This is a genomic window from Campylobacter sp. RM16187 (genome assembly GCF_025319965.1).
Lineage (GTDB): Bacteria > Campylobacterota > Campylobacteria > Campylobacterales > Campylobacteraceae > Campylobacter_A.
In genome coordinates, this window is the sequence record NZ_CP012549.1 from 670,515 (window position 1) to 683,053 (window position 12,539).

General features: G+C 38.3%; 17 protein-coding genes. 6 read left to right on the forward strand and 11 right to left on the reverse strand.

Features of this window, described 5'->3' with window-relative positions:
* Nucleotides 1–17: 17 nt before the first annotated feature.
* The 3 genes from CDOMF_RS03620 to CDOMF_RS03630 are packed head-to-tail and all read left to right on the forward strand — an operon-like array spanning nt 18 to nt 2,260.
* Complete coding sequence (locus tag CDOMF_RS03620) at nt 18–1,091, forward strand: metallophosphoesterase (RefSeq protein WP_260952497.1); 1,074 nt, start codon at nt 18–20, stop codon at nt 1,089–1,091.
* Complete coding sequence (locus tag CDOMF_RS03625) at nt 1,092–1,901, forward strand: phosphatidylserine decarboxylase (RefSeq protein ID WP_170018491.1); 810 nt, start codon at nt 1,092–1,094, stop codon at nt 1,899–1,901.
* 11 nt (nt 1,902–1,912) lie between these two features.
* The gene (locus CDOMF_RS03630) at nt 1,913–2,260 is read left to right on the forward strand and encodes a hypothetical protein (RefSeq protein WP_170018490.1); all 348 of its coding nucleotides are present in this window, start codon (nt 1,913–1,915) and stop codon (nt 2,258–2,260) included.
* A 52-nt stretch (nt 2,261–2,312) separates the two neighbouring features.
* Here the strand turns inward: CDOMF_RS03630 and CDOMF_RS03635 are convergent, their stop codons facing one another.
* The 11 genes from CDOMF_RS03635 to folD form a co-directional block, all read right to left on the reverse strand.
* A complete protein-coding gene (locus CDOMF_RS03635) occupies nt 2,313–3,050 on the reverse strand; it encodes a DNA alkylation repair protein (RefSeq protein ID WP_260952498.1) in 738 nt (245 codons plus the stop codon).
* A 12-nt stretch (nt 3,051–3,062) separates the two neighbouring features.
* Nucleotides 3,063–3,545, reverse strand: coding sequence for a DUF6622 family protein (locus tag CDOMF_RS03640; protein ID WP_260952499.1), 483 nt, complete (start codon nt 3,543–3,545; stop codon nt 3,063–3,065).
* A gap of 25 nt (nt 3,546–3,570) precedes the next feature.
* Nucleotides 3,571–4,674, reverse strand: a complete 1,104-nt coding sequence (ychF, locus tag CDOMF_RS03645) for a redox-regulated ATPase YchF (protein ID WP_260952501.1) — start codon at nt 4,672–4,674, stop codon at nt 3,571–3,573.
* Nucleotides 4,674–6,125: a leucyl aminopeptidase gene (locus CDOMF_RS03650; protein ID WP_260952502.1), complete on the reverse strand. Its 1,452-nt coding sequence runs from the start codon at nt 6,123–6,125 to the stop codon at nt 4,674–4,676. Before CDOMF_RS03650 ends, ychF begins: the two co-directional genes overlap by 1 nt.
* A complete protein-coding gene (locus CDOMF_RS03655) occupies nt 6,115–6,711 on the reverse strand; it encodes a DedA family protein (protein WP_170018485.1) in 597 nt (198 codons plus the stop codon). The genes CDOMF_RS03650 and CDOMF_RS03655 overlap by 11 nt, the downstream gene beginning before the upstream one ends.
* A gap of 1 nt (nt 6,712) precedes the next feature.
* The gene (apt, locus tag CDOMF_RS03660) at nt 6,713–7,261 is read right to left on the reverse strand and encodes an adenine phosphoribosyltransferase (RefSeq protein WP_169974093.1); all 549 of its coding nucleotides are present in this window, start codon (nt 7,259–7,261) and stop codon (nt 6,713–6,715) included.
* 16 nt (nt 7,262–7,277) lie between these two features.
* Complete coding sequence (locus CDOMF_RS03665) at nt 7,278–7,610, reverse strand: hypothetical protein (protein WP_169974091.1); 333 nt, start codon at nt 7,608–7,610, stop codon at nt 7,278–7,280.
* Nucleotides 7,607–8,059, reverse strand: a complete 453-nt coding sequence (gene rpiB, locus CDOMF_RS03670) for a ribose 5-phosphate isomerase B (protein ID WP_260952504.1) — start codon at nt 8,057–8,059, stop codon at nt 7,607–7,609. The genes CDOMF_RS03665 and rpiB overlap by 4 nt, the downstream gene beginning before the upstream one ends.
* A gap of 102 nt (nt 8,060–8,161) precedes the next feature.
* On the reverse strand, nt 8,162–8,806 hold the full coding sequence (locus CDOMF_RS03675; RefSeq protein ID WP_260952505.1) for a site-2 protease family protein: 645 nt from the start codon (nt 8,804–8,806) through the stop codon (nt 8,162–8,164).
* Between the two features lie 6 nt (nt 8,807–8,812).
* Nucleotides 8,813–9,679: a signal peptidase I gene (gene lepB, locus CDOMF_RS03680; protein ID WP_169974087.1), complete on the reverse strand. Its 867-nt coding sequence runs from the start codon at nt 9,677–9,679 to the stop codon at nt 8,813–8,815.
* A gap of 3 nt (nt 9,680–9,682) precedes the next feature.
* Nucleotides 9,683–10,531 (reverse strand): bifunctional methylenetetrahydrofolate dehydrogenase/methenyltetrahydrofolate cyclohydrolase FolD, encoded by an 849-nt coding sequence (gene folD / locus CDOMF_RS03685; RefSeq protein WP_260952506.1) that lies wholly within the window; start codon nt 10,529–10,531, stop codon nt 9,683–9,685.
* Between the two features lie 83 nt (nt 10,532–10,614).
* On the opposite strand from folD, the gene CDOMF_RS03690 reads away from it, so the two are divergent.
* From CDOMF_RS03690 to CDOMF_RS03700, 3 genes are read left to right on the forward strand one after another with little or no spacing between them, the layout of a single operon-like run.
* Nucleotides 10,615–10,980, forward strand: a complete 366-nt coding sequence (locus tag CDOMF_RS03690; protein ID WP_260952507.1) for a cytochrome c — start codon at nt 10,615–10,617, stop codon at nt 10,978–10,980.
* Nucleotides 10,970–12,256, forward strand: a complete 1,287-nt coding sequence (hemL, locus tag CDOMF_RS03695) for a glutamate-1-semialdehyde 2,1-aminomutase (protein WP_260952509.1) — start codon at nt 10,970–10,972, stop codon at nt 12,254–12,256. Before CDOMF_RS03690 ends, hemL begins: the two co-directional genes overlap by 11 nt.
* Entirely contained in the window at nt 12,249–12,536 is a 288-nt protein-coding gene (locus CDOMF_RS03700) for an AtpZ/AtpI family protein (RefSeq protein ID WP_169974081.1), read from the forward strand. Before hemL ends, CDOMF_RS03700 begins: the two co-directional genes overlap by 8 nt.
* Nucleotides 12,537–12,539 lie beyond the last annotated feature (3 nt).

Consider the following 12,539-nt stretch of genomic DNA (forward strand, 5'->3'; position numbering starts at 1 on the left):
CACTAATTATCATTTTAATGAATTTTGTTGGCTACAGAGGGTTGTTTGCTAAAACCGAAGGGCGAAGTCTGCATAAATTTTTGCTCGCGGTCTTTTTTGCCACTCTTGCCGTAGGTGGCGTGCTGCTTGCGTTTTCGCTTAGGTTTAACTTCTTAAATGCCCAGTTTAGGCTTGCGTTTTCACTCATGCTTGCGCTTAGTTTTATACTCTTTTCGTTTGTGCTGGTTTCAAATCTAATCATCGTCTTTTTTAGACCCGTCACAAAGCGTGTATTTAGCGAAAGCAGGCGTAAATTTTTAAGATTTTATCTTGATATTACTATCCTAATCCTTGCTTTTAGCTACTTTTTTAAAGGTATGTATAATGCCTCGCACGTCCCACAGGTTAAGCCTCAAGAGATAAGGCTAAAAGGACTTAAAGAGCCTCTTAGGATAGCGATGATAACGGATGTGCATTTGGGCGATTTTTTAGGCGTGCCTTTTGCCAAAGCTTTGGTTGAGCGTATAAATTCGTTTGATGTAGATATGGTTGTGATAGTGGGCGATATAGCAGATCTTCATCCAAAAAGGCTTGGCGAGTATATAGCTCCTTTTGCCGAGTTTAAGTCGCGATACGGGACGTTTTATGTGCCCGGAAATCACGAATACTATCACGGTATCGAGGGAACTCTTAAAGAGATATCAAAGATAGGCATTAAAATTTTAGGCAACGAAAGCGTGCAAGTAGGCGGTATAAATTTAGCCGGAGTTTATGATCTTATCGGTTATAGATATAAGTTTTACGAGCCTGATTTAGAGGCTGCGCTTAAAAACACGGATAAAAATTTGCCAACTGTTTTGCTAGCTCATCAGCCTAAATTCATTAGATATATGCACAAAGACGTTGATCTTGTGCTTTGCGGGCACACTCACAGCGGACAAATTTTCCCATTCTCGCTTCTTGTAAAGCTTGATCAGAAGTATTTAGCGGGGCTTTATCAAGTAAATGATAAAATGCAGGTGTATGTAAGCAGAGGTGCGGGATTTTGGGGGCCTCCGGTGAGAGTTCTTGCGCCTAGCGAAATTTCTTTGTTGGAGCTTAAAGGAGAGTAGATGAGAAAGAAAATTTCTCAAATTTTTGGCAAAATCGCAGGAACTAAATTTCCGAAATTTATACAAGATTTTATAAATTCAAACTACGTCAGACACTTTAAAATCGATATGAGCGAGTTTAAAAATCCGCAAGATTACGAGAGTTTGACCGCGCTTTTTACCAGAGAGCTTATGATACCTAGAAAATTTGATGAAGCCAAAGAGGTGCTTATAAGCCCAAGCGACGGGCTTTGCCTTGAGTGCGGTATTAGCAATTTAAGAAAAGCTATTAGTATAAAAGGACACGAATACTCCATAACCGAGCTTTTAGACTCCGCTTTGAGCGAAGAGGATGCTGGTCGTCAAGAGGAGTTTGTCTATGCCAATATCTATCTAAGTCCTAGGGACTATCACCGCTATCATGCTCCTTGCGATATTGAAATTTTAAGCGCTCTTTATGTCCCTGGAGATTTATATAGTGTAAGCGTCAAGGCTCTTGAGAAAGTTGAAAATCTATATGCCCTTAACGAAAGAGTTGTTTTAAAGTGTAGAATTTCAAATAAAAAGATAGTTTGGCTTGTATTTGTCGGAGCTTTAAACGTTGGAAAGATGAAATTTATTTTTGATAATAGAATTCAAACCAATGCGATGGCCTCATTTGTCCAAAGCTATGAGTATGAAAATTTAAGTGTCAGAAAAGGTGAACTTTTGGGTTATTTTGAGCTAGGCTCCACGATTGTGATAGTCGGTGAAAAAGATAGCTTAGAGCTTAATCTTTTTAACTCTAAAGTTTTAAAATTCGGCGACAGTGTCGGAATTATAAAGGCTTAAAGGGAGACAAGATGGGAACTCAGCTGATTGAGCAAACAGAACTAAAGGAAATGATCGAATTTAAAGAGCGTATAGAGAATAATACAGTAGTTGAGTTTTGGGAAAACTCTGAAGATTTCGAGCGTCTAGCCAATACTACTGTTAAGACTATGCGTTATGTCAATGAAGAACAGATTAGGGAATTTGCTCAAGGTATAAATCAGATGAATGAAAAGATCTTAAATCTTACATTCGAAGGCGTTAAAAAGCACTACGAAAAGCAACACGAGAGTGTTGGCAAAAAGCAAAAAATTAATATCGCCTGTGCATTTGCGATAGGACTTATTGTTGGAGCGGTACTAGTTAAATTATTTTTCTAAATTTGACGCTGGAGTGCCTGGCAATTCTTAAGCCCAAACTCTGGCGTTTGCTCTAAATTTTAATCTTTCTTGTGGCGTGTTTTACTATCCACTGCGTGTTTTGATTTTTGGATTTTGTCCATTTGCTAAGAAGCTCTTTAGCTGCTTCAAAATTTAGCTTTAGATAGTCGTTCATGTGATTTGCTACCGATCTTTGCACAAATTTTACATTATCTTCTTTTAAAAGCTCTAAAATTTCAAAAACTGGCTTTGGATCATCTATGAAATTTTCAAGCTTACTCGCCCAAGGAAGCTTCGGACGCAAGCCCTCAGATGCAAGACGCCTTAGGTGAAAGTTGCCGGACTTTGCCCAGTTTCGCATAACTTCTAGCATTTCGTTTGGATATTTTCTTATAAAGACCCTTATCGCGTATTCGCCTGTGTTTCGCTTAGTTATCTCGGCAATCGCGTTTATGGATGTTTCAAAGTCGTTAATCCCGTAAATTTCAACAAATTTGCCAATCGGCAGCACCCAATAGTAGTTTTTAAACATGCCTGTTTCGTTTGGATTTTCTTCGCCTAATATGCTTGTTAAAATTTCTATCTGATCTTTGTAGTTTAAATTTAGCGCGGAGTTAAGCTCTCTTGCGTGAAGCTCTATCCTGCCTGAATAGGCTAGATCATTAACCTTGCTTGCTATATTTTTTATATATTTTTGTTCGTCAAATTTGGGATATACGGCTTTAATCTTGCCTGATAAAAGCTCTGCTAAATTCACGCCAAAATGTTGCGCTAAGCTATAATCGCTCATTAAATTCCTTTTTTATCTTAAACGTAGTATTGCTAAAATTCTAGCGGTAAACATTCCGCTAAAAACTCCTAGTATAAAGCTTGCTGAGCTTATAAATAAAATTGATTTAAGTATTTCAAGATTTCTAGCTTCGCTGTAAGCAACTATATATTTTGCAAAAAAAATTGCCATCATGATTACTATATAGACTTTATTGCCCTTGATTAAAAACAAATCCGAAGATATTTTTGTGATTTGAGATTTAAATTTGTATAAACCTATAATAATACCCAAAATAAGACCTATTAGCCAACTCAAAGATGAGCAAAATAAAAATCCAAATGACGATAAAAGGCTAAAAATTGAAAAGACTAGCATTAAAATAGGAAAAACAACCGCTTTTGTAAAGCATAGAGTGCGATCAAAGCTTTGCTTGTAGCCTAGAAAAATCAAAGCGATAAATATCACAAAAACCCACCAAGGCGTATGTAAAATAGCCTCGGTTATAGTATTCATGACTTATTTTATCGCTTTGATTAAATTAAACATTAAACCTAAAGTGCATCACATCGCCGTCTTGCACGATATACTCTTTGCCTTCAAGCCTCATTTTGCCGGCTTCCTTTGCACCTGTTTCGCCGTTGCAAGCGATGTAGTCATCATAGCTTATCACCTCTGCACGTATAAATCCGCGCTCAAAGTCGTTGTGTATCACGCTTGCGGCTTTTGGAGCTTTCCAGCCTTTTGTGATCGTCCATGCGCGCACCTCGACAACGCCTGCGGTAAAGTAGCTTATCAAATTTAGCTTGGCAAAGGCTGTTCTGATGATCTTTTCAAGACCGCTTTCGTTTGTACCAAGTGAGCTTAAAAACTCATGCGCCTCTTCGTCACTTAGACCCACAAGCTCCTCTTCTATCTTTGCACACAGCTTTATCACTTCATGACCTGAGTGAGCGGCAAATTCGCGAAGTTTTTTTACATATTCGTTATCCTCGCTAATGCCGTCCTCATCGACATTTGCACCGTATATCACCTCTTTAGCACTTAGTAGTCTTAGCTCCTTGTTTAAAGCGATAAATGCTTCGTCGTCGCGCCCCTCAAAGCTGCTTGCGCTCTTGCCTTCATTTAGGTGAGCTAAGAGCTTAGTTGCTATCTCAAGCGCTTCTTTTGCACCTTTTTGATTTGCTTTTGTCTCTTTGTTTAGGCGTTCGATCTTTTTATTTAGCTGCTCGATATCGGCTAGGATTAGCTCGGTTTCGATGATTTCTACATCTCGCACGGGATCGACTCCGCCTTCTACGTGAGTGATGTTTTCATCCTCAAAGCAGCGCACTATGTGAAGTATGACTTCTGTCTCGCGTATATTTGAAAGGAATTTGTTTCCAAGACCCTCTCCCGAGCTTGCACCCTTAACAAGTCCGGCGATATCGACAAAATCGATGGTGGAATACTGAATTTTGTTAGGATTTACGATTTTAGCCAGCTCGTTTAATCTCTTATCAGGCACAGGCACCACAGCTTTATTTGGCTCGATCGTGCAAAACGGATAGTTTGCACTCTCTGCGTTTTGCGCCTTTGTAAGAGCGTTAAAAGTGGTTGATTTGCCGACATTTGGAAGACCTACGATACCTACTCCAAGACCCATTACAGCTCCTTTGCAAGCGCGTTAAGATAGTATAAATTCATCCTTACTCCGGCTCCCGTTGCGCCTGATTGGTTATATCCCCAAGCTTTTTCGGTGTATGCAGGACCTGCGATATCTTCGTGGATCCACTTATCTTTAAACTCTTCTTTTATAAATTTATCTAGGAAAATTCCTGCCGTGATAGCTCCTCCGTATCTGCTTGAAGCTATGTTGCTAACGTCTGCGATTTGGCTTTTTACAAGCTCTCTTAAGTGCCTGTTAAATTCTAAAACAGTGGCAAATTCGCCGCTTTTTGCACTTTTTGCTTTAAGCTCGCTCTTTAGCTCTTCGTTATTTCCCATTAGTCCTATCGTGTACTCGCCAAGGCCAACCACGCAAGCTCCCGTAAGAGTTGCCATATCTATTAAGATATCAGGCTTTAGCTCTTGCGCCCAGCTTAAGCAGTCAGCCAGCACCAAGCGGCCCTCTGCGTCAGTGTTTCTTACTTCTATGCTTACTCCTGAGCGTGAGATAAGTACGTCATCAGGTTTATAGGCGTTGCCTCCTATCATGTTTTCGGTTACTCCGCAAACCGCGTGAATTTCAAAAGGCAGCTCAAGCTCGCTAGCGCCCTTTATGATGCCAAGTGCAGCCGCAGCTCCGCTTTTATCGGCTTTCATCGTAAGCATATAATCAGCCGGCTTCAAGCTAAGTCCGCCGCTATCGTAAGTTAGACCCTTGCCTACAAATACGATCTTCTTTTTAGGCGATTTTGGTTTATACACTAGATGTATCAAGCGAGGCGGATGAACAGAAGCGCGATTTACAGCTAAAAACGCGTTCATATTCTCTTTTTTTAGGAATTTTTCATCGTAAATTTTGCATGTTACGTTTTTTAAATTTTTAGCCAAATTTTGTGCGTCTTCAGCCATTTTTAGCGGAGTGTAAATTTCAGGAATTTCATTTACGATATCTTTTGTGAAATTTGCCGCGCTTGCCATTATCTCACCGTGTTTTATGCCAAGTTCTGCCTTTGCGGTATCTACTTTTTTGCCTTCAAACTCTTCTGTGCTAAAGATTATCTCATTTAGCGTGTAGCTCTCTTTTTTCTCTTTGTATTTGTTAAACTCATAAGCTCCAAGCGCAAAGCCCTCAACCAAGCTTTGAAAGCTCATTTTGGCACATTCTGCTAAGTAGCTTGCAAGCTTGATTTTTTTTACATTTAGCCCTTTTAGGCAGTTATAAGCCTTTGCGGCTGCCAGTCTAAGCTCGTCAAATTCAAGCTTTGCTACAGGGATATAAAGCCTTGCGTTTTCTATGAGAAGTAGCGGACTATCTCCTTTGTAGTTGCTAAATTTAAAGCTTTTTTCATCTTTTATAAATTTGTGTTTTAAATTTTTATCCACGACAAAGATCAGCTCCAAATCGGCTTTTATGGCATCTATTTTTTTATTGACTATACTAAATTGCATTACGTCTATTTTTCCTTTCGTTTAATATCTTGTTTTCTATCCTTTTAAATCCATACAAAAGCGCCCCAAGGAAGGTTGCAGCGATAGGTATTGCTATATACCAATGCTCTTTTGCCTTATCTAAAATATCTAGTATATGCTCTCCTAAAAAATATGCAGGGATGATTGTTATCGCAGCCCAACACCATGCGCTTATTAAATTTATAAAAGCAAATTTTTTGGCATCATATCTTGTAAGTCCTATACTCATAGGTATTACAGTCCTAAGTCCGTACATATAGCGCTGAATAAAGATGATCGGCCATCCGTTTTTCTTAAGAAGCATATGGGCTATTGCGAATTTTCTTCTTTGGGAACGTAGTTTTTTGGATATAAAATTTTTATTATATCTCCCTATGTAAAAATAGACTTGATCTCCTGCAAATCCGCCAAGTCCTGCTATAAATATAGCAAGTCCCAAATCCATCTGTCCCGTATGAGACATGATACCTCCCATTATAAGAGCCATCTCTCCTTCCATCATACACCATATAAAAAGTATAATATATCCGTATTTTGTAAGAAGATCTATAAAAAAAGCCTCCATATTAGATCTCCAAAATACTATAAATTTTTGTAAGAGGTTTTAGATTCTCGCTTCCTTTAAGCTCTTTTAAATCTATCAAAAAGCACGCTTCAACACACTTTGCGTCGGTTTGATTGATTAACTCAACCGAAGCTTTGGCCGTGCCGCCGGTGGCTATGAGATCATCTACCAAAAGCACTCTAGCATCCTTTTTATCGCCAAATGCATCTATGTGAATTTCTATCTCGTCAACTCCGTATTCAAGCGAGTATTTTTGCGAAATCGTTATATAAGGCAGCTTTTTAGGCTTTCTAATAGGCACAAAAGGTATCCTAAGTCTTGCCGCGAGAGCCGCCCCGAATATAAATCCGCGCGATTCTATACCTGCAATAAAGTCGATCTCAAAATCCTTATATCTCTCAAATAGATGATCCATTAAAAAGTTAAAAGCTTCGGTATTATTTAAAAGCGTAGTTATATCGCGAAAAACTATTCCGGGTTTTGGAAAATCCTTGATACAGCGGATTGAATCTAGTAAAAACTCTTTATCTTTTTGACTTAACTCTCTCATGATTTGTCCTTAAAATTTATAGTAATGCCTCGATTTTACCCTCTAGCTCACGAATTCTCTGTCTTAGCTTGTCATTTTCTAAGCGGTATTGAGAATTTCTCGTGCGAAGGGCGTTTGCATCATTTTTTACCTTGCCGAGTTCCTCGGTTAGAATATCGATATTGCCTAGACTTCTTTGTAATTGAACTTGAAGCTTTCTGATAACAACTTCGGTATCCTGGAGATTATCTTTCATAAAATCTTTAGTAGCTCTCTCTTTTTTAAGTAGGGTTTTGAAGTAAAATACCATTACAACTAAATATATGCAAATGCAGATTAAGAATGTAAGTATGAGCCAATCAGTTATCATATTTGCGCCCTGCAGCAGCCCAGCTTATCGACTCTTCTTAAGTGTCTTCCTCCCGCAAATTCGGATGAAAAGAATTTTTTTATCATCTCTTTTGCATCCTCTGGCTTTGTAGTTCTTGCACCAAAAGCGATTATATTTGCATCATTATGCTCTCTTGCCATAGATGCTGTGTATATATCGTGACATAGCGCACACCTAATGTGCTTGTGCCTGTTTGCGGCGATTGATATTCCAATACCTGTTCCGCAAATTAATATTCCATATTCGTTTTGGTTTTTTAAATTTTCCGCCATCAAGTTTGCAAAATCTGGATAATCTACGCTTACTTCGGAGCTGTTTGTACCAAGGTCTATAACTGTTAAATTTAAGGTTTTTAGAAATGTTTTTATCTCGTCTTTTAAATCAAATCCTGCGTGGTCGCTCGCTATAAAAATCTTTTCGATATTCATTAAGTAGTCCATAGGTTTATTAAATTTAGCAATTATATCAAAACTACTATTAAATAAAAATTTTCTAAATTTCGGTAATAAAAATTTGCGTTTTTTGTTTAATTAAAGCGCAAATTTAACCATTTCAAGCGCATATCTTATAGGATAAAAAACATGGTCTTTAAGCGGTGAGGCTATGATGAGAATAAGTATTATCATTCCGTAACGTTGAAGACTAGAAAATAAACTTGCGATTTTATGAAGATTTATGGATCTTAGTGAGTATTCTACAGCTTGAGAGCCATCAAGCGGAGGAATAGGGTATAGATTAAATAGCCCTAGTATTAAATTTACGAGCATGAGCATAATTAAAAATTTTTGTAAATCCGCTTGAAAAATCCCGGTTTTTATCATAAAAAACGATATGGTCGCAAGAATAAAGTTATATATAATTCCTGCAAGAGATACTAATATCATTGCCTTATATCCACCGTTTCTAATAACCGTGTGAGCGTTTATAGGAACAGGCTTGGCCCATCCTATAACAAATCCGGCGGTAATATATAGCAATCCAGGAAATATGATGGTTCCAAACGGATCAATGTGCTTGATAGGGTTTATGCTAAGGCGACCGAGATTTTTGGCTGTATTGTCTTTAAATTTATAAGCGACCCACCCATGAGCTATCTCGTGTCCTACGATAGCTATGGTGAGCGCTATGACAAGAGTAACAATCTCTACGATATCGATATTTTCAAATCCGCTCAAATCTTATCACTCTATCTTGGTGCCGTCATCATGCCCTTCGCTCATAGCTTTTTGGGCATATATAGAATCGTTTTGGATGCTTTCTATCGATTTACCGATCCTATTCCATCTTATCTTGTACTCGTTATCCCAGCTAAAGTAGATGAACCAAGGCTTTCCGACAATATCTTTATAAGCAACGCTTCCCCAAAAACGGCTATCGTTAGAGTGGTCTCTGTTGTCTCCTACCATGAAATACTCATCATCTGGAACCTTAAAATAAAATGCGTTAAACGGCAGGTCTTTTATCTTATCAAGTTCATTTACTATGACTGGCTGCATAGCGAATTTGCCAGCATTTAAATAATATAGCGCCTGCTCGAATAAATTTACCTTATCGTCATAGTAAATTCCTGGAAATTTATAAGGCTCTTTTACAAAGAGTTTTCCAGCTATTGTTATCAAGCTCTCTTTTGGATAATTTTCTTTGATAAATTCCTCTCCTTCTTTAGGGTGTAAAAATAGAGCCTTTTCTGTAAATATTACCTCATCTCCTCCGGTTGCAAAATTTCTCTTTACATAGTGAATTTTCTCATCGTGAGGATATCTAAAAACAACGATATCGCCTCGCTTTGGTCCGTCTCCGTTTATAATATGTCCGTTACCTCTAAAATCTGGTAAAATTTTAAGCTCTATCCATGGAATTCTGGGAGTAGGGATTCCGTAACTAAATTTTTTAACAAAGAGGTGATCGCCTATTAGGAGTGAATTTTTCATAGAACCTGACGGAATTACAAAAGCTTGAGCTATAAAAAATATGACAAGCAGGACAATTACTACAGTGCCTGTCCAGCTGTTTGAGAAGTCTAAAAATTTATTAAATGCTTTTTTCAAAATTTACGCCTTTGCTCTATTTTTGGCTGATTTTATCGTATTTGCAAGTAGCATTGCAATTGTCATAGGACCAACTCCTCCAGGAACCGGTGTGATATAAGAGCATTTTGGCGCTACAGAGTCAAAATCAACATCTCCTACAAGTCTTCCGTCTTCGAGTCTGTTTATGCCTACATCTATGATTATTGCATCATCTTTTACCATATCGGCTGTTAGAAAAAACGGCTTTCCTATCGCGGCTACGATGATATCGGAGTTTAGGCAAATTTCTTTTAAATTTTTAGTCTTGCTATGAGTTACAGTTACTGTAGCATCGGCATTTAGCATTAAATTTGCCATTGGTTTTCCGACAATGTTGCTTCTGCCGATTACGCAGACATTTTTGCCTTTTACATCTATTTTGTACTCTTTTAAAATTTCCATTATGCCAAGTGGGGTGCAAGGCACGAATCCGTCAAGACCGCTTGCTAATTTGCCGACATTTATCGCATGAAATCCATCTACGTCCTTGCTAGCTTTTATAGCCTCTAAAATGCGAGATGTGTTGATGTGCTTTGGAAGCGGGAGTTGGACTAAAATCCCGTCTACGCTATCGTCTAAATTTAAAAGATCTATTAGTGCTAAAAGCTCGCTTTGGGTTGTTTGTTCGGGTAGTCTGTGCATGATGGATTTGATCTCGCAAGCGTGGCAGGCTTTTTCTTTTGAGGCGACGTATGTCTGGCTTGCCTTGTCCTCGCCGACTAGTATCACCGCAAGAGCAGGCTCAACGCCTAAATTTTTAAGCTTCACGGCTTCGTTTTTAACTCTTTCTTTCATCTTTGCGCTTACGGCTTTTCCGTCTAGTAAAATCATAAATTTGTCCTTTATGCTGTTTTAATCACAAAGAGTGTATCATAACTAATTTTATATTAAATTTACGAAAAACGAAAGAATTTATGAGAAAATTGGCCCTTTTTTCTTTGCTTTTTAGCTATCTTTTTGCAAGTGATTTTATAACCAAAACAGAATACGCCAAGATGCTTTATTCAAACCCTAGAGGAATAGGATGCGATAAGTGTCACGGTAAAAAGGGCGAGGGGGCTTTGATAGCTAAATTTAGACGCTTTGATAAAAAATTAAATAAAGTAATAGATGATGAGCTTAGAGCCCCAAGAATAAATGATCTAGACTTTTGGACATTTCAAAAGGCCGTAGTAAGCCCTAAAGGAATGATGCCAACATACTTTTTAACCGATGAAGAGATGGTTTTACTCTACGAATATGTAATAAATTTTAATAAGGATAAGAAAGATGAGAAATAGTGAAGCTTTTGTTGAGGCTAAAAAATATATCCCGGGAGGTGTAAATTCGCCTGTTCGTGCTTTTGGTAGCGTTGGTTCCGAACCATTTATAGTATCAAGAGGTGAGGGTGCTTATCTAATAGATATTGAGGGTAATAGATATCTTGACTTCATCCAAAGCTGGGGGCCGCTTATATTTGGACACTGCGATAAGGATATAGAAAATGCCGTTATTGAGACTGCCAAAAAAGGTCTTAGCTTTGGAGCTCCGACCGAGCTTGAGACAAAGCTAGCTAAGCTTATTTGCGATGAGTTTGAAAACGTAGAAAAAATTCGCTTTGTAAGCTCAGGCACCGAAGCTACAATGAGTGCTATTAGAGTTGCTAGAGGATACTCTAAAAAGGATGGACTTATAAAATTTGAAGGCTGCTATCACGGACATAGTGATGCGCTTTTGGTAAAGGCTGGAAGTGGGGCTACGACTTACGGTAATGCTTCAAGTTCAGGAGTGCCTGAAGATGTCGTAAAAAACACATATTTGGCTAAATATAACGACATAAAAAGTGTTGAAAATATCTTTAAAAGCGGAGCTAAGATAGGAGCAGTTATAATCGAGCCAATAGCTGGAAATATGGGACTGGTGCCTGCTTGCAATGAGTTTTTAAAAGGTCTTAGAAGGCTTTGCGATGAGTATAAAGCAGTTTTAATCTTTGATGAGGTAATGAGTGGATTTAGAGCTAGCAAAAAGGGTTCTTTTGAATTTAATCACATCTTAGCCGATATGGTTACCTTTGGTAAGGTTATAGGTGGGGGCATGAGTGCCGCGGCATTTGGCGGAAGAGCTAAGATAATGGACTGTTTAAGTCCTGATGGAAGCGTATATCAGGCTGGAACTCTAAGCGGAAATCCTGTGGCTATGGCTGCTGGTATAGCCTCTGTTAGCAAGATATATAATGACTCTACCATATACAAAAAGCTTGAAAATTTAGCCAATATGCTTATGAGAGGATTTAAAAAAGCTGCCGATGATAACGGGTTTAAAATGCAAATTTGCGTTCGCGGCTCTATGTTTGGATTCTTTTTTAATAAATTTGAAGTAAAAAACTATGACGATGCGCTAAAGAGCGATACCGCTCTTTATGCTAAATTTCATAAAAAGATGCTTGAAAAAGGAGTTTATTTAGCTCCTAGTCAGTTTGAAACAGGCTTTATATGCACTGTAATGAGCGAAGAAAATATAAAATTCGCCGTAAAAGCCGCAGAGGAATCTTTGCGCGAGATAAAAAACAATGGCTAAACTAAATTTTGGCGAGATCGTAAAAGGTGCAGAGCAGCTAAGTCTTGGTATATCTATGGTGGTTGCAGTTGCCATAGGAACCGGACTTGGGTTTTGGATAATGAAGCAGACGGGTTGGACTTGGGCACTGTTTGTTGGTATGGCTTTTGGTATCGCAGCAGCCATTTTAAATGTCAAAAAGGCTTATAACAGAGTTAAAAAGAGTATGGACGAGCTTAAAGATGAGACAAAATTTAAGCCTGTGCCATACGATGAGGATGATGAAGAGGAAGACAAATAGTGT

What these genes read in the sequence shown, in the direction of transcription:
- CDOMF_RS03620 (WP_260952497.1), top strand. Translation starts at nt 18, where the DNA reads ATGAATTTTGTTGGCTACAGAGGGTTGTTTGCTAAAACCGAAGGGCGA.
- CDOMF_RS03625 (WP_170018491.1), top strand. Translation starts at nt 1,092, where the DNA reads ATGAGAAAGAAAATTTCTCAAATTTTTGGCAAAATCGCAGGAACTAAA.
- CDOMF_RS03630 (WP_170018490.1), top strand. Translation starts at nt 1,913, where the DNA reads ATGGGAACTCAGCTGATTGAGCAAACAGAACTAAAGGAAATGATCGAA.
- CDOMF_RS03635 (WP_260952498.1), bottom strand. Translation starts at nt 3,050, where the DNA reads ATGAGCGATTATAGCTTAGCGCAACATTTTGGCGTGAATTTAGCAGAG.
- CDOMF_RS03640 (WP_260952499.1), bottom strand. Translation starts at nt 3,545, where the DNA reads ATGAATACTATAACCGAGGCTATTTTACATACGCCTTGGTGGGTTTTT.
- ychF (WP_260952501.1), bottom strand. Translation starts at nt 4,674, where the DNA reads ATGGGTCTTGGAGTAGGTATCGTAGGTCTTCCAAATGTCGGCAAATCA.
- CDOMF_RS03650 (WP_260952502.1), bottom strand. Translation starts at nt 6,125, where the DNA reads ATGCAATTTAGTATAGTCAATAAAAAAATAGATGCCATAAAAGCCGAT.
- CDOMF_RS03655 (WP_170018485.1), bottom strand. Translation starts at nt 6,711, where the DNA reads ATGGAGGCTTTTTTTATAGATCTTCTTACAAAATACGGATATATTATA.
- apt (WP_169974093.1), bottom strand. Translation starts at nt 7,261, where the DNA reads ATGAGAGAGTTAAGTCAAAAAGATAAAGAGTTTTTACTAGATTCAATC.
- CDOMF_RS03665 (WP_169974091.1), bottom strand. Translation starts at nt 7,610, where the DNA reads ATGATAACTGATTGGCTCATACTTACATTCTTAATCTGCATTTGCATA.
- rpiB (WP_260952504.1), bottom strand. Translation starts at nt 8,059, where the DNA reads ATGAATATCGAAAAGATTTTTATAGCGAGCGACCACGCAGGATTTGAT.
- folD (WP_260952506.1), bottom strand. Translation starts at nt 10,531, where the DNA reads ATGATTTTACTAGACGGAAAAGCCGTAAGCGCAAAGATGAAAGAAAGA.
- CDOMF_RS03690 (WP_260952507.1), top strand. Translation starts at nt 10,615, where the DNA reads ATGAGAAAATTGGCCCTTTTTTCTTTGCTTTTTAGCTATCTTTTTGCA.
- hemL (WP_260952509.1), top strand. Translation starts at nt 10,970, where the DNA reads ATGAGAAATAGTGAAGCTTTTGTTGAGGCTAAAAAATATATCCCGGGA.
- CDOMF_RS03700 (WP_169974081.1), top strand. Translation starts at nt 12,249, where the DNA reads ATGGCTAAACTAAATTTTGGCGAGATCGTAAAAGGTGCAGAGCAGCTA.